At 58.8% G+C, this 21,278-nt stretch carries 17 protein-coding genes; 7 read left to right on the top strand and 10 right to left on the bottom strand.

Annotated elements, in window-relative coordinates; translation table 11 throughout:
- The first annotated feature begins 20 nt into the window (after positions 1-20).
- Both C5O24_RS01405 and C5O24_RS01400 read left to right on the top strand, forming a co-directional pair.
- Entirely contained in the window at positions 21-716 is a 696-nt protein-coding gene (locus tag C5O24_RS01405; protein WP_107681356.1) for an SIR2 family NAD-dependent protein deacylase, read from the top strand.
- A 2-nt stretch (positions 717-718) separates the two neighbouring features.
- The gene (locus tag C5O24_RS01400; RefSeq protein WP_107681355.1) at positions 719-1,591 is read left to right on the top strand and encodes an alpha/beta hydrolase; all 873 of its coding nucleotides are present in this window, start codon (positions 719-721) and stop codon (positions 1,589-1,591) included.
- Between the two features lie 25 nt (positions 1,592-1,616).
- Here the strand turns inward: C5O24_RS01400 and C5O24_RS01395 are convergent, their stop codons facing one another.
- From C5O24_RS01395 to C5O24_RS01375, 5 genes are all read right to left on the bottom strand, one after another.
- A complete protein-coding gene (locus tag C5O24_RS01395; protein WP_107681354.1) occupies positions 1,617-2,837 on the bottom strand; it encodes an aminotransferase class V-fold PLP-dependent enzyme in 1,221 nt (406 codons plus the stop codon).
- A 22-nt stretch (positions 2,838-2,859) separates the two neighbouring features.
- A complete protein-coding gene (gene sufD / locus C5O24_RS01390; RefSeq protein WP_133165428.1) occupies positions 2,860-4,242 on the bottom strand; it encodes a Fe-S cluster assembly protein SufD in 1,383 nt (460 codons plus the stop codon).
- Complete coding sequence (gene sufC, locus C5O24_RS01385) at positions 4,208-4,966, bottom strand: Fe-S cluster assembly ATPase SufC (protein ID WP_107681353.1); 759 nt, start codon at positions 4,964-4,966, stop codon at positions 4,208-4,210. The genes sufD and sufC overlap by 35 nt, the downstream gene beginning before the upstream one ends.
- 38 nt (positions 4,967-5,004) lie before the next feature.
- A complete protein-coding gene (sufB, locus tag C5O24_RS01380; RefSeq protein WP_107035331.1) occupies positions 5,005-6,450 on the bottom strand; it encodes a Fe-S cluster assembly protein SufB in 1,446 nt (481 codons plus the stop codon).
- A gap of 176 nt (positions 6,451-6,626) precedes the next feature.
- A complete protein-coding gene (locus C5O24_RS01375; protein ID WP_107035330.1) occupies positions 6,627-6,833 on the bottom strand; it encodes a hypothetical protein in 207 nt (68 codons plus the stop codon).
- Between the two features lie 76 nt (positions 6,834-6,909).
- Here C5O24_RS01375 and C5O24_RS01370 point away from each other — a divergent pair, with 76 nt between their 5' ends.
- A complete protein-coding gene (locus tag C5O24_RS01370; RefSeq protein ID WP_107035329.1) occupies positions 6,910-9,177 on the top strand; it encodes an AAA family ATPase in 2,268 nt (755 codons plus the stop codon).
- 22 nt (positions 9,178-9,199) lie between these two features.
- Here C5O24_RS01370 and C5O24_RS01365 read toward each other — a convergent pair whose 3' ends face one another.
- Genes C5O24_RS01365 through dnaX form a run of 4 tightly spaced genes read right to left on the bottom strand, consistent with a single transcriptional unit; the run spans position 9,200 to position 14,719 of the window.
- On the bottom strand, positions 9,200-12,046 hold the full coding sequence (locus C5O24_RS01365; protein ID WP_107681352.1) for a UvrD-helicase domain-containing protein: 2,847 nt from the start codon (positions 12,044-12,046) through the stop codon (positions 9,200-9,202).
- A gap of 2 nt (positions 12,047-12,048) precedes the next feature.
- Positions 12,049-12,396, bottom strand: coding sequence for a translation initiation factor (locus C5O24_RS01360; RefSeq protein WP_107035327.1), 348 nt, complete (start codon positions 12,394-12,396; stop codon positions 12,049-12,051).
- Complete coding sequence (locus C5O24_RS01355) at positions 12,386-12,859, bottom strand: hypothetical protein (protein ID WP_107035326.1); 474 nt, start codon at positions 12,857-12,859, stop codon at positions 12,386-12,388. The genes C5O24_RS01360 and C5O24_RS01355 overlap by 11 nt, the downstream gene beginning before the upstream one ends.
- Positions 12,860-12,913: 54 nt before the next feature.
- The gene (dnaX, locus tag C5O24_RS01350) at positions 12,914-14,719 is read right to left on the bottom strand and encodes a DNA polymerase III subunit gamma/tau (RefSeq protein ID WP_107035325.1); all 1,806 of its coding nucleotides are present in this window, start codon (positions 14,717-14,719) and stop codon (positions 12,914-12,916) included.
- A 63-nt stretch (positions 14,720-14,782) separates the two neighbouring features.
- Between dnaX and C5O24_RS01345 the strand changes: the two genes are divergently transcribed.
- Positions 14,783-15,070, top strand: coding sequence for a hypothetical protein (locus C5O24_RS01345; protein WP_133165426.1), 288 nt, complete (start codon positions 14,783-14,785; stop codon positions 15,068-15,070).
- Positions 15,060-15,881, top strand: coding sequence for a family 16 glycosylhydrolase (locus C5O24_RS01340; RefSeq protein WP_370364550.1), 822 nt, complete (start codon positions 15,060-15,062; stop codon positions 15,879-15,881). Before C5O24_RS01345 ends, C5O24_RS01340 begins: the two co-directional genes overlap by 11 nt.
- Positions 15,882-16,023: 142 nt before the next feature.
- Here the strand turns inward: C5O24_RS01340 and hflX are convergent, their stop codons facing one another.
- Positions 16,024-17,274, bottom strand: a complete 1,251-nt coding sequence (hflX, locus tag C5O24_RS01335; RefSeq protein ID WP_107035323.1) for a GTPase HflX — start codon at positions 17,272-17,274, stop codon at positions 16,024-16,026.
- A 117-nt stretch (positions 17,275-17,391) separates the two neighbouring features.
- Here hflX and C5O24_RS01330 point away from each other — a divergent pair, with 117 nt between their 5' ends.
- Complete coding sequence (locus C5O24_RS01330; protein ID WP_133165425.1) at positions 17,392-20,856, top strand: hypothetical protein; 3,465 nt, start codon at positions 17,392-17,394, stop codon at positions 20,854-20,856.
- Entirely contained in the window at positions 20,853-21,257 is a 405-nt protein-coding gene (locus C5O24_RS01325; protein ID WP_107681350.1) for an HAD family hydrolase, read from the top strand. The genes C5O24_RS01330 and C5O24_RS01325 overlap by 4 nt, the downstream gene beginning before the upstream one ends.
- Positions 21,258-21,278: the final 21 nt, after the last annotated feature.

The raw sequence follows: 21,278 nt of genomic DNA, 5'->3' as shown, positions 1-21,278 counted from the left end.
TGCAAAAAAACTTTCTCCCGATGAAAAAACTCGTAATCTCCACCGGCGCAGGCATGAGCGCCGAAAGCGGTATCAGCACCTTCCGCGACAGCGGCGGACTGTGGGAAAACTATCCGGTGATGGACGTGGCCAGTGCCGACGGTTTCAGACGCAATCCACGTCTTGTCCATGATTTCTACAACGCCAGGCGGCGCGAACTGCTCAAAGCCGAGCCCAATGCAGGGCATCTGGGGCTGGCGGCTCTCGAAAAGGACTACGAAGTGTATGTCATCACACAGAATGTCGATGATCTCCACGAGCGTGCCGGCAGTTCCAATGTGCTTCATCTTCACGGCGAACTGATGGCGGTGCGCACGGTCGACGAGCCATATCGTGTCTATCGACTCGATCCCGATCATGCCGATACCTCGCCCGAGAGCCGCGATCCGGAGGGACGGCCGTTGCGTCCGCACATAGTGTTTTTTCAGGAGGCCGTGCCCATGATGGAGCCGGCTGTGGAGCTTGTGTCGCAGGCCGATGTTTTCGTTGTCATAGGCACGAGCCTGGTGGTGTATCCTGCGGCCGGACTGCTCAACTATGTTCGCCGTGGCACGCCAGTCTATTATATCGACCCCAATCCGGCTCCTGTGCCCGAATGGGTCCACGTCATACGCAAAGGCGCGTCTGAAGGCGTAGCCGAGCTTACCCGGATTCTGACATCACAGTATAACGATTGATTATGGCAGACGGATATATCGAGAGCCGCATGGCCGATCATATCGCTTCGGGAAGCGCGCGGCGCACGGCGGCTCCTATGGGCATCCGCAAGGGTGTGGCGGCCGCGCTGAACGCGCTGTCGCTCGTGTCTGTGACTACTTTCGCACAGGGACGCGTGGTTGATGTGCAGTCGCCGTCGATGCGTGTTTTTGTGCCCTCAAAACCTTCGGGAATGGCGTTGGTGGCTTGTCCGGGAGGAGGATATTCCAAAGTGGCCGCCGATCATGAGGGCTACGACTGGGCGCCGTTCTTCAACAGTCTGGGAGTGACGTATGCCGTGCTCGACTACACTCTGCCCGATGGCGATCGGTCACGTCCGCTGACCGATGTGGCTGATGCGTTCAGGGTGTTGGCCGACAATGCCGAAGAATGGCACGTGGATATCTCCCGGACGGGTATCATGGGCTTTTCGGCCGGTGGCCATCTGGCTGCCGCCATGGCCAATGGCGCTGTACCCGATTGTCGCCCGGCCTTCCAGATACTGTTTTATCCGGTGGTGTCGCTCATGCCGGAGATAACACATCCCGGCACGGCTGCGCAGTTTCTCGGCGACGCTGACTCTCCAGAGCTGCGTGCGCGCTATTCGTCGGAGCTTCAGGCCTCTCCGTCGACACCGCCTGCATTGCTGCTGCTGAGTGCCGACGACAAGGTGGTGGATCCTCTCAATTCGATCAATTATTTTCTTGCCATGCGCCGGCACGGTGTCGACGCCTCGCTCCATATTTATCCTTCTGGAGGTCACGGTTGGGGCTACAGACGCGATCAGATGGCGTCCCACAATGCGGTGATGGTAGAGCTCGCCGCGTGGATACGCAAGCGTCAGGAGAAGCTCTGACGCGCCTCTACGGTGGCTTGCAGCCTCAGGCAAGCATCGGCGCAATGCGGCGCAATGCGCCGATAAAGGCGTCGGCTTCCTCGAAGGTATTGTAGGCGGCCATCGACGCACGCACGGTGCCGCTCACTCCCAGCCGCTCCATCAGGGGCTGGGCGCAGTGGTGGCCGGTGCGCACGGCAATGCCGAGTTTGTCGAGCAGCAGACCGGTGTCGTAGGAGTGTGCGTTGCCTATCAGGAATGATATGATGGCGCTCTTGCCCGGAGCTGTGCCGAATATACGCATTCCTTCTATCTCGGCCATGCGCTCTGTGGTGTATTCAAGCAGCTGCTCTTCGTGGGCGGCGATCCGTTCCACACCGGTGGCTTCGAGCCACTCCACTGCCTTTGCAAGCGCCGCGATTCCGACAAAGTCGGGGGTGCCGGCCTCGAATTTGAAAGGCAGGTCGGCGAATACCGTGCCGCCGAAGCTCACGGTCTTTATCATCTCTCCGCCCCCCTGGTATGGAGGCATTTTTTCAAGAAGCTCACGGCGTCCGTAAAGCACTCCGATACCGCACGGACCATACATCTTATGCGATGAGAATGCATAGAAGTCGGCGTCGAGTGCCTTGACGTCGACCTTTGTATGTGCTATGGCCTGCGCGCCGTCGACGAGCACCGCAGCTCCGGCTTTGTGGGCTTCGGCGATCATTTCGGCTACGGGATTGACCGTGCCGAGCACGTTGCTCACGTGGGTCACCGCCACAATGCGCGTGCGCTCGTTGAGCATGCTCCGGAATGCGTCGAGATCAAGCACTCCGCGGTCGTCCATCCCTACGACGCGTATTTTCAGCCCGCGGCGCTCCGCGATAAGCTGCCAGGGAACTATATTCGAGTGGTGTTCCATGACCGTCAGCACTATCTCGTCGCCTTCGTTCATCAGCGCGCCATAGGAGCTTGCCACGAGATTGATCGACTCGGTGGTGCCGCGGGTGAAGATCACCTCGGCGCTGTCGTCGGCGCCGATGTATCGGGCCACAAGTTCGCGTGTGGCCTCCTGCCGGGCGGTGGCCTCCTGCGACAGTGTGTGCACGCCGCGGTGTACGTTGGCTTTCGAGTCGAGATAACCGTCGCGTATGGCGTCGATCACCGGCGATGGTGTCTGCGTGGTGGCGGTGTTGTCGAGATATATCAGTTCATGACCGTAGATTTTGCGGCTGAGGGCGGGAAACTGTCGGCGTATGTCGGCGGTGTCGAGTGCTGTCATGGGGTCGGTGTCGTTTTGAAGTTTATTTTGCAGGGCAGTCGCCGCATACGGCTGTGTCGCCTCTGAAGCGCATTTCTGTCAGATGCCGCAGACGGTCGGCCAGGCCGGGTATGCTCACGGAGTCGATCACGTCCGACATGAATGCCTGCATAAGCATCATGCGGGCCTCGCGCTCTGGGATGCCGCGGGTGCGCATGTAGAAGAGAGCCTGCTCGTCGAGCTGACCGGTGGCCGCTCCGTGTGAGCAGCTCACCTCGTCGTTGTAGATTTCGAGCTGCGGGCGTGTGTGCATTCGTGCCGTCGACGAGGCGAGTACGTTGCGGTTGCTCTGGTAGGCCTCGGTATAGGGAGCGGTGGGAGCGACGAGTATCGATCCTTCGAAAGCGCCCTGCGCATAGTCGTCGAGCACATATTTGAAGAGCTGGCGGCTGTGGGAGCGGGGTTGCAGATGGCGCACCACCGAACAGTTGTCGGCGTGACGGCGGTCGGTGCAGATGGCCATGCCGTTGATTTCCGTGCGGCAGTGCTCGCCGTTGATGTCGGTGCGCATGTCGTTGCGGGTCGTGCCGCATGACAGCGTCACAATGTTGGCGCGCAGCTGCGATCCGGTCTGCTGACTGACGTAGAGACGTGAGCAGCGGGCGTTGGATGCCGCTGTTTCCTCCATGTCGCAGATGTCGAGGCTGGCACCTTCGTCGAGCCATGCTTCGGTCACCTGCAGCGAAAGGCACGAGTGTGTGTCGGATTTGCTGTGGTCGCAGGTGAGGATCATGGCCGAAGCGTCTTTCTCCACGATCACGAGCAGCCGGCGCACGGCCATCTGAGGCTCTGCGCCGTCAAACACGTTGACAATCTGCAGCGGTTTTTCGAGATGTGTTCCGGCCGGAATGCGCACCACAGCGCCGTCCTGGCACAAAAGGGTGTTGAGGGCTGTAGGGACGTCGTTGAGGTCGGCAAGCGTGCCCAGACGCGGTTTTATGATGTCGGGCCACTGCTCACATGCACGTGCCAGCGATGTGAATATCACTCCTTCGGGCAGACGGCGGTCGAGCCCTTCGGTGGGCACGAATGTGTCGCCCACGAGATATGCCTGCAGAGTCGATACGTTGGGCAGCTCGCAGCGTATGGCTGTGGATAGATCAAACGAATGTCCGAGGCGCATTATGTTCAGGCCGCGGTCGGGAGTCATCATCTCGTCGAGCGATGTGCGCTCGTAGCCCTCCGTGTGTGTGTCGGGCAGCTCTTTGCCCTGCAGGGCTTCGAATGCACGCGGGCGCAGCTCGTTGAGCAGGGCGGGTGCGTGTGCGTCGATATCCTTGCAGTGGGCGTTATAGAGGTCGGTGTATTGTCTGAGAGCGTTCATGGCAGGGTCAGTCGACTTGTTGCTTGATCCAGTCGTAGCCACGCTCTTCGAGTTCGAGCGCGAGTTCAGGTCCGCCGCTGTGTACTATGCGGCCGTGATATAGCACATGCACGAAGTCGGGGCGTATGTAGTCGAGCAGACGCTGGTAGTGGGTTATGACTATGGTGGCGTTGTCTTTTGTTTTCAGCTGGTTGACGCCCGAGGCTACGATGCGCAGGGCGTCGATGTCGAGTCCGGAGTCGGTTTCGTCGAGTATCGAGAGCCGCGGCTCGAGCATAGCCATCTGGAATATCTCGTTGCGCTTCTTTTCTCCGCCCGAGAAGCCCTCGTTGACCGAGCGCGATGCCAGGCGGTTGTCAAGCTCCACTATCTCGCGGCGCTGGCGCATGAGTTTGAGGAATTCGGTGGCGGGCATGGGATCCTCGCCGAAATATTTGCGCTTGGCGTTGATTGCCGCGCGCATGAAGTTGGTCATCGACACTCCGGGTATCTCCACCGGATACTGGAACGACAGGAACAGTCCTTCGTGGGAGCGGTCTTCGGGCGAGAGCGACAGCAGGTCGACGCCGTGGAAGCTGACGCTGCCGCCGGTGACGCGGTAGGATGGGTTTCCGGCCAGCACACCCGAAAGGGTGCTCTTGCCGGAGCCGTTGGGTCCCATTATGGCATGGACTTCGCCGGCGCCTATCTCAAGGTCGAGTCCGCGTATGATCTCCTTGCCCTCGACCGAGGCGTGGAGTCCTTTTATTTCAAGAAGTTTGCTCATTGTGGCAATTTTTTTGTTCGGTTATGATATGATGCGGGTCATCCCACGCTCCCTTCGAGCGATATCTGGAGCAGTTTCTGGGCTTCTACGGCAAATTCCATAGGCAGCTTGTTCATCACCTCCTTGGCATATCCGTTGACAATAAGCCCTACGGCCTCTTCGGTGGGTATGCCGCGCTGGTTGCAGTAGAATATCTGCTCTTCGTTGATTTTCGATGTCGTGGCTTCGTGCTCCACTACCGAACTGTCGTTCATGACATCGATATAGGGGAATGTGTGTGCTCCGCAGTCGGGGCCGAGCAGCAGGGAGTCGCATTGGGTGTAGTTGCGGCATCCATGTGCGGAGGCCACCACTTTCACCTGGCCGCGGTAGGAGTTCTGGCTCCGTCCGGCCGAAATGCCTTTGCTGACTATTGTGGAGCGGGTGTTGGGTGCCAGATGTATCATTTTCGTGCCCGTATCGGCCTGCTGGCGGTTGTTGGTGACGGCTACGGAATAGAATTCGCCGGTGGCGCCTTCGCCCGCAAGCACGCATGAGGGGTACTTCCACGTGATTGCCGATCCGGTCTCGACCTGCGTCCACGACAGCTTTGAGTCGCGTCCGCGGCAGAGTCCTCGCTTGGTGACGAAGTTGTATATGCCGCCGCGGCCGTCGCGGTCGCCGGCATACCAGTTCTGGACGGTAGAGTATTTCACTTCGGCGCGGTTCTCCACCACGATCTCCACGATGGCGGCGTGAAGCTGGTTTTCGTCGCGCATCGGGGCGGTGCACCCTTCGAGATAGCTGACGTAGGAGTCGTCGTCGGCTACGATAAGGGTGCGTTCAAACTGACCGGTGCCTTTGGCGTTGATGCGGAAGTAGGTCGAGAGCTCCATCGGGCAACGCACGCCCTTGGGGATGTAGACAAACGATCCGTCGGAGAATACCGCCGAATTGAGGGCGGCGAAGAAATTGTCGGATGCCGGAACGACCGATCCGAGATAGCGCCGCACCAGATCCGGATACTCCCTGACGGCTTCCGAGATGGAGCAGAATATCACGCCTTTGTCGGCAAGCAGCTGGCGGTGGGTGGTCTTGACGCTCACGGAGTCCATCACTGCGTCGACAGCCATTCCTGCAAGCTGTTTCTGCTCCTGAAGCGGTATGCCGAGTTTGTTGAATGTGTCGATAAGCTGCGGATCCACTTCGTCGAGGCTTTTCGGCCCCTCTTTCTTCACCGGAGCTGCGTAGTAGCTGATCGCCTGATAGTCGATGGGCGGTATGTCGAGATGCGCCCATTCGGGCATCTTCATCGTCAGCCATTTGCGATATGCTTTCAAGCGGAAGTTGAGAAGCCATTCAGGTTCCTGCTTCTGTGCGGAGATATACCTGATGGTGTCCTCCGACAGTCCGGGAGGCAGTATGTCGGTGTCTATGTCGGTGGTGAATCCGTATTTGTATTCGCCGGTGGCGGCCACAGCTTCGGCCGGCGCTTTATGCTGCATTGCAGGCGATGGGTCGTTCGTTTTCATAAGTCTTTAGTGTAACAACCTTGGCGGTGTCATTGTTGAGCCGACACCATGCGGACTTGCCCCCGGCAAGACCGATACAAAATTACATCATTCTCCCCACAATGCAAAATTTCCCTCCTGCGACGCGGCATCCCCGCATCCGCAGCATGTCAGATGCGCATACAGAGGCGGTCGCGGTGCATCCATGCGAGAATCAGGAATACGATGGCGAAGTTGCCGGCGGTCAACACCGTGTCATACCATTGTCCTAATATGGGGCTGGAGTCCGACGAGCATGAAAGGTCGAGTCCGCGTAGCAGGTCGAGCGATTTGAGGCGCCCCTGCACCGGAAGGGCGGTTGTGGAGGCGGTGGTCATTATGTGGTGGTGATTTCTTGTGATTTTTGCAAAGTTATGGAATAATGCCTAATTTCGCAATACAGTGAACAGACCGATGGAATACGATTATACCGACGGCGCCGATATGGCTCCGCAAGCTTGTGAGCATATCGCTGCCATGACGGTAGGCGGAGAGATGGATCTTGCCTTCCGCATAGTGGAGCAGACGGGAGCCAACCTGTTTCTTACCGGAAAGGCCGGCACCGGCAAGACGACATTTCTCCGGCGGCTGCGGGCCACCTCACGCAAACGCATGGTGGTGCTCGCGCCGACAGGAGTGGCGGCCATCAATGCCGATGGAGCTACCATCCACTCATTCTTCCATTTTCCGCTGACCTGCTATATCCCCGGGCAGGGGTTTGTGGGCGAGGAGAAGTATTTCAAGCCGTCGCGCTCCACGCGTCGCATACTTGCGGGTATGGAGCTGCTTGTGATAGACGAGATCAGCATGGTGCGTCCCGATCTGATGGATGCCATGGATATGGCTCTGCGGCGGTTTCGTGATCCGTCAAGGCCTTTCGGCGGGGTGCAGCTGCTGCTGATAGGCGATCTGCGACAACTGTCGCCGGTGGTGCGCGATGCCGACCGCGAGCTGCTGCGGCCGTATTATAAGTCGCCTTATTTCTTCGACAGCCATGCGCTGCGCGAGGCCGGGATGCTGACCATAGAGTTGCAGACAGTGTTCAGGCAGACCGACCGGGATTTTGTTGATATGCTCAACGCCGTGCGCGACGGCAATATCGACGACACGCTGCTCCGGAAACTCAACGGACGCTATCGGCCGGGATTCGATCCGGCCGACGAGGAGGGATACATACGCCTCACAACCCATAACGCCCGGGCTGCGGCTGTCAACGAGGGGAAGCTCGCGTCACTCGCCGGGCAGCCCACAGTGTTCCGGGCCCGGATCGAGGGCAAATTTCCGCCGTCGGCCTATCCGGCCGACGAGGAGGTGACTCTCAAGGTCGGGGCGAGGGTGATGTTTATACGCAACGACGGGCCGGAGCGCCGGTTTTTCAACGGCATGATAGGCACTGTCACATCGCTCTCCGACGGCAGGGTTGACGTCAGGCCGCTCGGCAAGGACGAGGAGATATGTGTGGAGCCGGCCGAGTGGGTCAATACGCGTTACGATGTCGACGAAGCAACTCAGAAGATCACCCAGAAGGAGGAGGGGCGTTTCGTGCAGATGCCGTTGCGTCTGGCATGGGCCATAACGATCCACAAGAGCCAGGGGCTGACGTTTGACCGTGCTATAATCGATGCGGCTTCGTCGTTTGCTCCCGGACAGGCCTATGTGGCTCTGAGCCGGTGTCGTTCGCTCGACGGACTGGTACTCGACACGCCATTGTCGGATCGTTCGGTGATTACCGATCCAGGAGTGACGGGATTTATCCGCGAGGCTGTGGCCGGAACTCCCGACGAGGCTATGGCTTCAAGGCTCGCCGACGAGTTCTATATACGCAATCTGGTGGAGGTGTTTGATTTCGGGCGCATACGGCGTGAATTTGACGCGCTGTCGCGCGCGGTTCAGGAGTTTGTGGCTCCGGTGCATCCGGAGCTGTTTGATGTCTATGGACGTGCGTCAAAGGATATGGCCGATGATCTGGATGCGGTCGGAGAGCGTTTTGGCCGTATTTACGCCTCATATCCCGGAGGGGCGCAGGCTCTGAAGGGGTCGGAGGAGCTGCGGCTCAAGGTCAGAGGAGGGTGTGCGTATTTTATTGAAAAGCTGTCGCCGCTGTTGAAGCTGGTGCAGAGGGTTCCGTCAGATATAGGCAACAAGAATTACCGCCGCAGGGTGGAGGCGGCGCGCGATGTTGCGTGGGAGCTTATGCTTGCCAAATACAAGGTGCTGACGTCGCTGTCCGATGCCGATTTCAGCGTGGAGGCATATCTCGATATCAAGGCGCGGATCGCGCTTCAGGGCGATGATTCCGGCATTGTGGAGATGCGTGCCAAGCCCGACAAACCGGCTTCCGGAAGCCGTAAGGGTGAATCCGGACGCAAGGAGAAGCGTCCCAGAGGATATTCCACTTTCGAGTCACTGCGTATGTTTGACGACGGCACATCGCCCGAGGATATAGCCGCGTTGCGCGGTCTGGCTCTTTCGACCGTCGTGGGGCATCTGGCGGAGTGCGTGGCTTTGGGTCGGCTCGATGAGTCGCGCCTGATCGACGGCGACACTTGCGGGGAGATCGGCCGGATGCTCGATGCGGCGGCTGATGCCGACGGACGTGCCGCCGCCTTGCATGAGGCCGAGCGGCGTTTCGGTCGGCTTAAGGTTCTGGTCTACCGCAAGATTTATGGCCGCGGACGTTGAGCTTTTTTGAGCGCGGTCCGGGTCAGTCGTCACCGGCGATAGCGTCGGTCGGCTCGGCGGTAGCGTCGATCATTTCCGGGTCGTCGTCAAGCTCGATCGCATTCCATAGGTCGGTGCGTATGCCGGCCTTGAAGCGCGGCATTTCGCCGCTGGCGGTCGGTTCGAGCGCGGTGCCCTTCTTCTCCTCGCGTGGCGGAGGTGAAGTGTGTGAGCCTATGGTTACCGATTCTTGTCCGTAGGCATCCATGAGGGCATGTCCCACAAATTCGCCCGCCGTAGTGTCCTTTGGCGCAGAGGGCATTTTGTAGTAGACACACAGTTCGTTGACCGCGCGTGTAAAGGCCACGTAGATCACGTTGGTTTCATCCGTGGCCATCTCTCTGACGCGTCTCTGGTAGCGCGCTCCCATCGGGGTGGCGAGCATCTCAATGCATGGGCGTAGTCTCACGTAGGGAGGTATGTCGGCGGTGTCGCAGCCCTCGAGGGTGAGTCCGCGGGTAGGAAACCATTCGTCGCTTTTGAGCGAAACGGCGTCCCAGTCGACCATCGGTACGTGTACGCAGGCCCATTGCAGGCCTTTGGATTTGTGGATAGTCATCAGATTGACCGACATGGTGTCGGGCGGGGTCTGCACATACAGCCGGCGCCCGTTGATGTCCCACCACCGCAGGAAACTGCGCGGGTCGGGGGCGTTGGCTGCGGAATATTCGGTCACAGCGTCGACAAAGGCCGAGATAGCGGCATTCTGGTCGCAGGCCATCTCAGCCGGGACACGCTCGCGGATGATCCAGTTGACGAGTGTCACCAGATCCCATGATTCGTTGTTGCTTTCCGCTGCCTGTTCGCCTCGGCGCCCTACGGCCTCTTCAAGGGCGTCGGAATCGCTCAGGCCGCGGCCTTTGGCTTCGTCGAAGCGCGATGTCAGCAGCGTCACCTCACGCATGCTGCGGCGCCGTTCCCTGACGTCGTCGGCGGTGGTCGATCTGAGTCGCAGAGCGCTGATGATCATTTTTACGGCGGGGGAGTCCTGCAGGCGGAGCGATTCGTCGCTCGTGATGCCGAATCGCGGATCGTCGTGGTTGTCGTGCTGTCGTGCCGACAGGTATTCCGCTACCTGTGTGGCGTCTTTGCCGTCGCGGACAAGTATGGCTATGTCGGCGGGGCGGTAGCCGGCCCGGAACTGACGCACGATGTTGTCATACATCCGCGGAAGAGCCTCGTCGGCCATCGTAGAGCCTTGCGGCGGAGTGATGCGTTCTACCTCCACATAGCCGGGAGCCGACTGGTTTTTGGCCGCTACAAGCTGGTGTACGTTGCCGTAGACCCCTTCGCCGGCTCTTGCAGGACCCATGGCCTCGAAAAGACGGTTGTTGAAGTCGACCACTGTGGCCGACGACCGCCAGTTGGTGTTGGAGCCGGGGGTGTTGCCTTTCTCCTGAAAGTCAAGGGCGCCGAAGTCGGGGGCCACCTGTGAGCCGAGCAGCGTCGGGTCGGAGTTGCGAAAACGGTAGATGCACTGTTTCTCGTCGCCGATTATCAGAGAGTCGTGTCCGGGTGCAATGCCTTGCTCTACAAGAGGCCGCAGTATGTCCCACTGCATGCGCGATGTGTCCTGAAATTCGTCGATCAGGAAGTGGTTGAGCCACACTCCCATGCGTTCGTAGACGAAGGGGGTGTCGTTGTCGCCGATGATCCGGCTGAGCAGTGTCTTCGTGTCGTCGAGCAGCAGGGCGTTGCTCTCCTGCCGCACTTCGTCGATATAGCGCATGGCGTGGCGCATGAGCGACAGCGACAGTGTGGAGTCAAGCAACTGACGGCATATCTTGCCGCGTGTACGGCAGGCGAGTATGGCCTCGGAGGCGGCGATGACCGACGCCTCCACTTCAGGCGGGAGGGTGCGCCCTTTGTTGAGCACCGATTCCACCCCTTCGGCGGCGGGCTTCACGGTGGTGGTGGCGCCGCTGTCGGATGACGGATCGGCCTTCACTTTCTCCAGGCCTTTGATGAAGTGGTTGGCCTTGAACACTCCGGTGCCGAGGCCATGGCGCTCTATCGCGTCGAGGCATTCGGTGGCGCGGAGCTGTGCTTTGCGCGTGAGCGCCGATATTTCGTTCATGAGTGCCGAGGCAAACCGGTTGAGCCGTGTCGGATCAGAGAGATACTCCATCGTCAGGTCGTGGGCTGTGGCCTCTTCGCCTTCGTGGCGTGTGGCGAAATCCTCGTCGTTCATGCTCGATATCTCTCTGACCAGAGTCTGGTAGGCTTTCCCCGAGCGGTTGAGCAGATCTGAGGTTTTTCCTTCGTTCATCTTGTTGAGCAGATGACGGGTGATCTGCGCCAGTATGATGCCGTTGTTGCGGCTGTCGTCCTCTTCAAGCGACTTGAACAGGCGGGCCACTCCCTCGCTGACGCTCGGTGCGGCTTCAAGCGTCAGTTCGTAGTTGCCCGTAAGCTCGGCTTCACGGGCGAATGTGCGAAGTATCGTCTGGAAAAAGGAGTCGATGGTCGATACCTGAAACTGGCTGAAATCAAAAAGTAGGCCGGTCAAAGCTTCGCGTGCGGCCCGGGCTATCTGTTCGGCGGTGGCTTCGAAATGGCGTTTCAGGTCCTCCATGTAGCCTGACCGCGAGTCCCAGCCCGGCTCGCATCCGGCCAGAAGGGCGAGTTCGTGGATTATACGGCGCTTCATCTCGCCTGTGGCCTTGTTGGTGAAGGTTATGGCGAGGATATTGCGGTGTCCGCCACGGTTGCCGTTGTTGAGGCGGTGGCGTCCGTCGCGGTCGGTGTGTCCGAGCAGCAGTCTGATGTATTCGTAGGCGAGAGTATAGGTCTTGCCCGATCCGGCCGAAGCGCGATATATGGTAAGCATCGTCAGCCTTTTACCTTGTAGCCCATGTCGGCGAGCAGCGTGCGGAGTTCTTCGCGGCGGTCGCCCTGCACGAGTATCTCTCCGCCGCGGGCCGATCCGCCCGTTGCAAGCCGTTTCTTTATCTTGGAGGCGATCTCCGAGAGTTGCTCGTCGGAGCAGTCAAATCCGGTGATGATCGTGGCCGGTTTGCCCCGACGCTGCTTGCGCTCGTAGCAGAGGGTCAGCTGACGGTTGCCTGTAGCGGATGTGTCGGATGCCTCTTCGGCAGTCTGTCCGTCGTCGGCGGGCTCATCGGCTCCGGGGAGTGTGGCCCGCAGGGCTGCGAGGCTGTCGGTCCAGTCAGTGTTCATGGCTGTCGTTGATTATTGTCTCCGGCAGGGTGTCGGTTTCGGCCTCTCCGGGCAGGGCGGTTCCGATGCTCCCGGCTATAGTGGCCAGCATCTGCGCGTTGGCGGTCTGTTCGGGGCCGAGTTGCGAATAATATTGGCGCGCGGAGTCGGAATCGGTGGCGAAAGCCTTTCGGTAGCAGTCGGTGGCGCGTGATATGTTTTCGCTCTGGTTACCGTCGTCCGAAAGCTGCATGTAGAGTATCGACAGCCTGCAAAGCTGGCCTGTGGTCATGGCGTCGAGATGCTCGTCGGAGAGGCGGCGGGCTATGCTTGTGGCAGCTGTCATATCGCCTTCGGCCACGGCCATGTCGGCCTGACGCAGTTCGTCGTCGAAACGGCGTGTGTCGTCGCTGCTGCACGATGTGGCGATGAGGATGGCCGTCAGTGCCGTCAGAAGTGTGAATGTTCTTATGTGCGGTATCATGTCGGAGGTGTGTTTCTTTACTGTCGGATAGGTGAGTGGGTCTGACGTCCGGCGTCAGAGAGTAAGCTTCAGTCCTTTGATGAACTTTTCGAGCATCGGACGTTCCTTGATGATGGTGAGCATCAGCTCGCGGTCGTTGAGCACGTGGCGCATCGGTTCGCGGTCGGTGACTTTGAGCTGCAGTGTGAGATGGTCGTTCTGCAGACGGTCGCGCATCCACTGCAGCAGCTCGCCAAGCTCTTCGCGGAAGGTGGACAGCTGTATCTCCGAGTCGAGATCCACCCCCACCTGCGTCTCGTCGAGGCGCACCGGGCGCGATGTCCGCATCGAGTTGACCAGAATCCGCTTGCGGGGGAATGCGTCGATAAACTCGTCCCAAGCGTTGTCGAGATCGGTCTGCGAATACGGTTTGCACCGTCCGCTGCCGGCGGTATTGCCCTCTGTGGTGTCGTCCGTTGCCGCAGCCGTTTCGTTCGGTCGGTTGATGTTGAACACCGGCATCTTCAGCGTCGACCTCATGCCCGGTGCAGGCATGTGTGTCGCGGGGTGTGACGCCTGTACGTGGGGCTGCGGTGCAGCCGGAGCTTGCGGCGCGGCTTGTGGTGTCGCTCCCGTTGCCTGTGGCGATGTGGCCTTATGAGTGGTGGCCGGAGCCGACGGTTTTGTCGGCGCGGTGGCGGCCGGAACGCTCACAAGCGGTGCTTTGGTGTCGGCAGCGTCTATTTTTCTCAGCCGCCCCTCTCCGTCGCTGCCTTTGTTAGGGGAGGGGCTGAGTGATTGGCATATTTTGGCGAGCGTCAGCTCTACGAGAAATTGCTTGTTGGTGGCCGTGCGGTAATTGAGGTCGGCGTCGTTGCAGAGGCTCATGGCGCGGTATAGGAAGCCCGGCGTACATCGGGCGCCTATGTCGGCCATCTGTCTGCGGGCCTCCTCTCCCGCCTCGACGAGTCCTACGGTCGACTGGTCGCGGGCCATCATCAGATCGCGAAGATAGGCGGCCAGGCCGTTGATGAAAAAGAGCGAGTCGAATCCGGCGTCGCGGATCTCGCGGTAGATCACCCATGTCATCAGCACGTCGCCGGCCAGAAAAGCTTCGGTCAGGCGAGTGTAATATTTGTAGTCGAGCACGTTGAGACTCGCTATCGTGTGCTCGTAGGTCACCTTGCCCTGCGAGGATGCGGCCACCTGGTCGAATACCGACAGGGCGTCGCGCATGCCGCCGTCGGCCTTGGTGGCTATGACGTTGAGAGCGGCCTCCTCGGCCTCCACTCCCTCCTGCGAGGCCACGTACTGCAGCTGGCGGATGATGTCGGGGATGGATATGCGGTGGAAGTCGTAGATCTGGCAGCGCGAGAGTATCGTGGGTATGATCTTCTGCTTTTCGGTGGTGGCGAGCACAAACACCACGTAGCCCGGCGGCTCCTCAAGGGTTTTAAGAAACGCGTTGAAGGCCTGCGTGGAGAGCATGTGCACCTCGTCGACGATAAACACCTTGTAGCGGCCCTGCACGGGCGGCACTCTCACCTGCTCGGTGAGGGCGCGCATGGCGTCTACACCGTTGTTCGACGCAGCGTCAAGCTCTATGATGTTGAGCGAGGTGCCTGCGTTGAAAGCCTTGCACGAGTCGCACTCGTTGCATGGGTTGCCCTCGGCGGTCAGATGCTCGCAGTTGATGGTCTTGGCAAAGATACGGGCGCATGTGGTCTTGCCCACTCCGCGCGTGCCGCAGAACAGGTAGGAGCTGGCTATACGGCCCGAAACGACGGCATTTTTGAGCGTCGAGGTCAGAGCCGACTGTCCTACGACCGATTCAAACGTCGTCGGTCGATATTTGCGTGCCGATACAAGATACGGGGTCATATATTAGTTTCGGAGATGGATTCTTATGCAGGGACAACTGTGTGGGTTTCCCACTACAAATTTATGCAACATTTCTCCCGCTACCAAATTTTCGCCACGATTTTCCCTTTGCTTTCCTGCCGCGCACAAAATATGTTTTTTAACATAATGAGGGTTGTTGAGGGGTGGTTTGGCGTTGAATTGAAAGAAATATTGTGTAAATTTGCAGAAAATCAGGCCTGGATAGGTTTTTGCCGGGCATTGTCAAGAACAAACATTGCCGGGAAGGAGCATCCTATTGTCGGCGCAACAAGACTATTATTACTCCAAACAAATATTACTCCAAAACAAAATCAAAAAAATGCGTTTTAAACGTTTCCTTATTCCCGCCATGGCGTTTATGGCTCTGGCCGTGGTGTCATGCGCGAAGACCGAACAGAAGTCCGACGAATGGAAGCTCGTATGGTCAGAAGAGTTTGACTACGACGGTCAGGCCGATACTACCGTATGGTCGAGAATCCCCAAAGGCACACCCGACTGGTGTGCTCACATGTCGTCGGACGACCGTCTGTATGAGATGCGCGATGGCAATGCCGTGCTCAAAGGTATTGCCGACAGCGCCGGCACAGCCGGTCCGGTGGAATATCTCACCGGCGGTATATTTACCAAAGGCAAGAAGGCTTTCCTCGGCGGACGTCTGGAGGTCCGCGCCAAGCTGCAGGGTGCGCGCGGCGCATGGCCTGCGATCTGGATGCTTCCGGAGCCTTCGGCGTCGGAGGAGTATGGCAGCACCCAATGGCCTTACGGTGGCGAGATCGACATCATGGAACGCCTCAACTCCGACTCGATAGCCTATCAGACCGTCCACTCCGATTATACGTATAATAAGGGCATGAATGATCCCGTGCCGTCGCGCACCGGTGTCATCGATCCGGATGATTACAATGTGTATGCGGTGGAGATGTATCCCGACAGCGTGCGATTCTTTATCAACGACACGCATGTCAACACCTATCCGCGCATCGAGGGTGCCGACGCTGCCAGTCAGTTCCCCTACTATCGCCCGATGTATCTGATGATCGATATGCAGCTTGGCGGCCAGTGGGTGGGACGTGTGTTCCCCGAGGATCTGCCGGTGGAGATGCTTGTCGACTGGGTGCGCTACTATGAGCGCGCTGAGTGATGCGCGCCGTGTCTTTGACTGATACCGGATAACAGTCACCCCGGAGCATTGAATCGTCTGATTCGCGCTCCGGGGGTGAGTTGTTTTTTTTCGCTGCTGACTGCGCCCGTGCGGATGGCGCATCGTCATGCGGTGGGATTCATTAGCTGTCTGCTCCGCTCTCCTCTTCCTCCTCTTCGGCCAGATTGTCGTAGGTCTGAAACAGGAAGTCGTTGTAGGGGAAGCGGGTAAGGTGTATCTGCTTGGCGCGCTCGTAGAGTTTGTGTTTGAGTTCGTCGATGTTGATGCCCTTGCGTGCGGAGATAAACACCGCGTCCTCGCCCATGCGGCTCATCCAGCTCTGCTTCAGGTCGTCGAGCGACAGGTTCTCGCGGCGTGCCGGAGTGAGGTCGTCGGCATCCTTGGGCGTGTAGGTGAAGGCGTCGACCTTGTTGAACACCATGATCATCGGCTTGTCGGCCGATCCGCACACGTCGGCAAGCGTACGGTTGACAACTTCGATCTGTTCCTCGAAGTTGGGATGGGAGATGTCGACCACATGCAGCAGCAGGTCGGCTTCGCGCACCTCGTCGAGAGTCGATTTGAAGGAGTCCACAAGGTGTGTCGGGAGTTTGCGGATAAACCCTACGGTGTCGGTGAGCAGAAACGGCAGATTTTCTATGATCACTTTGCGCACGGTGGTGTCGAGCGTGGCGAACAGCTTGTTCTCGGCAAACACGTCGCTTTTGCTCAGCAGGTTCATCAGTGTCGACTTGCCCACGTTGGTGTAGCCCACGAGAGCCACGCGGGTGAGCTTGCCGCGGTTTTTGCGCTGTATCGACTTCTGCCGGTCGATTGATCTCAGCTCCTCTTTTAGGCGCGAGATCTTGTCGAGTATTATGCGTCGGTCGGTCTCTATCTGTGTTTCGCCGGGGCCGCGCATGCCTATGCCTCCACGCTGGCGTTCGAGGTGGGTCCACATGCGTGTGAGCCGCGGCAGCAGATACTGGTACTGGGCCAGTTCCACCTGTGTGCGTGCGTTGGCCGTGCGTGCGCGCTTGGCGAATATGTCGAGGATGAGTCCGGTGCGGTCAAGCACCTTAATCTTCAGCTCTTTTTCGATGTTGGCCACCTGTTTCGACGACAGGTCGTCGTCGAAGATCGCCATCGCTATGTCGTTGTCCTCGTTGTATTGGCGTATCTCTTCGAGCTTGCCTGATCCGACGAAGGTGCGGGAGTCGGGGCCGTTCATCTTCTGTGTGAACTTGCGCACTGTGACGGCTCCGGCCGTGTCGGCCAGAAATTCCAGTTCGTCGAGATATTCCTTGGCGCGTGCCTCGTTCTGGGCCGGAGTGATCAGTCCTACGAGTATGGCGCGTTCGGGTGCTTCGGTGGCGGTGGGAAGATCTTTCATGCGTGGTTGTTTGTTTGTCAGATGCAAAATTAACAAATAATTCAGTAATTTTGTGCGGGAAACATGCTTGATGTGTTTGTTTCTATCACTTATCCTGATTCGCGAACCGACTGACAAATGACATCTGATAATACAACATCTTCAAAAAGACGTCCGTTGTGGCGTCGTGTGCTCAAATGGACGGCTGTGGCTGTCGGCTCTCTGGCACTGCTGGCTGTGGCCGCTACGGCATGCGTGGTGTGGCTGCTTTCGCCCGAAACGCTCACCTCTATGGTCGAAAGATATTCCGGAGAGTTTATCGACGGCCATGTCAAGGCTCGTCGCGTGGAGCTGACGTTCTGGAAGACTTTCCCTAAAGTCAGGCTCGACGTCGACGATCTGACGGTGGTGTCCGACGCTCTCGACAGCATCACACCCCAACAGAGAGCCCAGCTGCCTGCTTCGGCCGACACTCTGCTGACCGTAAGCCGTCTGAGCGGCGGCATAAACGTGTGGGCGGCCACGATGGGCTATATAATGCTTTATGACGTGGAGATAGATGCTCCGAGGGTCAATCTCGTGAAGGTCGATGACCTCCACGCCAACTACGATATAGTTCCGGAGGCCGAAGAACAGTCTGATACGGCTTCCTCGCCTCTGCCTTATATAAGCATCGACCGCTTCGTGCTCAATGGCGCCGCTCCGGTGCGCTACGTTTCGCTCGCCGACTCGATCGATGCAGTGCTCGACATCGCCCTGACGGCTGTCGACGGAGAGAAGGCGCCGGTCTATACCATTTCGGCGAGAGCCGAGGGTGGCGGGCGGTTGGCGCCGATGATGGATCTGGCTCCGGTGACGCTCGGAGTTGACGGCAGTGTGAAGTGGGATCAGCGGCGTCCCGATCATCTGCGGCTCGAGGATTTCACGTTCGACATCGGAGGCAATACACTCGGGATGAATGCCGATATCAGTTTTTCCGACTCGCTGCTGATCCACAGTCTTGATCTTTATGCAGCCCGGCTTCGTGTCGACAATATGATGGCGCTCGTTCCGGAGGGGTTCAAGGGCAGTCTGCCCCGGATCGTTTCCGACGCCGAGATCGATGTCAGGGCGCGTCTGCTTAAGCCTTACGATATTGGGCGTCTGTCGGACAGCGTGCCGGCTATGCCCGATGTGGAGGTGTCGGTGATGATACCGGGTGGCTCGTTTGAATACGATCGGCTGAAACTGCGCCGTGTTCAAGCCGATATCACCGCTACGGTCTGTGGCGGAAATCCCGACGGGTCGCGTGTCGACATAAAACGTCTCGACCTGCAGGGAAGGGCAGTGGGCTTCACCCTCAATGGCACTGTCACGCATCCGCTGAGCGATCCGAGGGTCGACGGTGTGTTCGACGGACATTTAGATTTTGCCGCACTGCCGGCCGATCTGCTCCGGCGGCTGCCGTTCACTGTCAGAGGGCGTGTCGACGGTCATACCGATGTCGCGCTGCGGTTGTCGGATCTCGATCCGAAGCGGTTTCACAATATCAGGGTCAACGGCAAGGTGGGGCTCGACGATTTTCTGCTGCGCATGCGCGATTCGTCGGCTCTGGCCTACGTCACCCGTGCGCAGCTGAGTTTCGGCACCAACACACATCTCACCACGGCCGACGGTCAGGAGGTGGACTCGCTGCTGCGTGTCAGTCTGACATCCGACACCCTCGCTTTTGTCGGCGACGGTGTGGCTCTGCTGTCACGAGGCCTGAAGGTGGGTATGGGCACACGCAACACCAAGGCTACGTTCGACACCACCGTCATCACGCCGCTTGGCTTTACGGCAAGCGTCCGGCGCATGTCGCTGCGCTCCGATTCCGACTCCATGAGGGTGGTGATACGCAATGCCGACATAAAAGCCACCTTGCAGCGCTTTGAGGGTGGAGCGCGCGATCCGCTGCTGACGGTCGGCATGTCGGCCGGGCGTATGCGGTATTCCGACGCGTTCAGCCGTCTGGCGCTGACCGATGCCAAGGCCGATATATCGCTCCATCCGCGCCGACGGCCGAAGCGGCGTATCGCTGTCTCGGCGTCCGACTCGCTGCAGCGGGCTGCCCGCATGAGGCGCATGCGGGCTGAGATAGATTCGGCCAATGCCGGCAGGGAGATGATGGATTTTGATGTCGACCGCGATCTGGTGGGACTTATGCGCCGGTGGAGCGCGTCGGCTCACATCAAGGCCAAGCGGGCAAGAATGATGACACCTTACTTTCCGGTGCGCAACCGCATCACCGGACTCGATATGCAGATCTCCACAGATTCGGTGGTGATACGCAACACCCGATACCGCATGGGCAAGTCCGATTTCCTGATCAACGGCACCATCTCCAACATCACGCGTGCGCTTTCATCGCGCCGTGGCTCGCCGCTTGAAATGGATTTCACCATCAAGAGCGATACCGTCGACATCAACAATATCACTTCGGCCATACTCGCCGGTTCGGCGTTCGCGGAGAAGAAGTCGCTCGGACAGGCTAAGGCGATCAGTGCCGACGCTTCCGATGAAGCGGCTGAGAATGTCATGGCCCTTCAGGCCGCCGACACCGTGGGAGCAGCGTTTGTAGTGCCTTCCAATGTAAATGCACGGCTCGATATCGACGCTGCAAACGTACTCTATGCCGATATATGGCTTCAGAAGCTGCAGGGTAAGCTCAATGTCAGCGACGGAGCCATACATCTCGACCGTCTGGCCGGATATACGCCTATGGGATCGATGGATCTGACGGCGCTCTACGCCGGACAGACCAAGCACGACCTGAGGTTTGCGGCCGGAATGGTCATACGCCGACTGCATCTCAAGCAGTTCCTGCACTTGATGCCGGAGATAGATTCCATACTGCCGCTGCTGCGTGAGGTCGACGGTATAGTGACAGCCGACGCGGCTATGACCACCGATCTTGATTCGCTGATGAACATGAAGTTCCACACCTTCAATCTTGTGCTGAAACTTTCGGGCGATTCGCTCCGGCTGATCGACGGAGAGACGTTCCGCACGATGGCGAAGTGGCTGATGTTCAAGGATAAGAAACACAATCTGATCAAATCGATGCAGGTGGAACTGATGGTGCGCGACTCGCGTCTGGATCTGTTCCCGTTCGTATTCGATCTCGACCGCTATCGCCTCGGGGTGAGCGGTGGCAACACGCTCGACATGGATCTCGACTATCATGTGGCCGTATTGAAGTCGCCGCTGCCGTTCAAGTTTGGCATCAACATCAAGGGCAAGCCGGGCGATCTGAAGATAAGGCTCGGCAAGGCACGCTTCAACGAGTATGCCGTGAGCTCGTCGCGGCAGCTCACCGACACTACCCGCATCAACCTGATCCACAAGATTCAGGAGGTGTTTAAGTTCGGTGTCAGCAGCGGCCGCCAGACAAAACTCATGATGGAGGCTCCGCGCCCCGACAGGGCGGAGTTCTCCGTGGCCGACACGCTGACACACGCCGATTCGGTGATATTCATTCAGGGTGGAGTGCTCGAAGGCCCCAAGGAGCCGCCGTTTCCCATGCCCGACAATGCATCGGACACCAAAAAATCGTCCAAAAAAGATAAAAAACGCAAGAAATGATGACTGACAGCATACAACGTTTCATAGCTTCGCGCGGATATCCGCGTTTTGAACTCCGTGCCGCGCTGATCGACATGGACGGCACACTCTACGACTCCATGCCGCGCCATGCCGAAGCCTGGCGCCGTATGATGCTGACCGTGGGTGTGGATCTGCCCGTGGAGGAATATTTCCTCCATGAGGGGCGTACAGGCGCCGCCACCATACGTCTGCTCATGGAGCGCTACGCCGGGCGCGTGCCTGACGATGACGAGATCAAGGAGCTTTATCGCCTCAAGACCGAGTTTTTCGCTTCGATGCCCGAAGTGTCGGTCATGCCGGGGGCTGCCGACATGCTCCGTCAGCTTCAGCAGTCAGGAGTGAAGCGGGTGCTTGTCACCCTGTCCCTTATACCAATCTGACGCTGCCGCAGAGCCAACCAG

The organism is Paramuribaculum intestinale, assembly GCF_003024925.1.
Lineage (GTDB): Bacteria > Bacteroidota > Bacteroidia > Bacteroidales > Muribaculaceae > Paramuribaculum > Paramuribaculum intestinale.
This window is presented reverse-complemented; position numbering and strand designations above follow the sequence as displayed.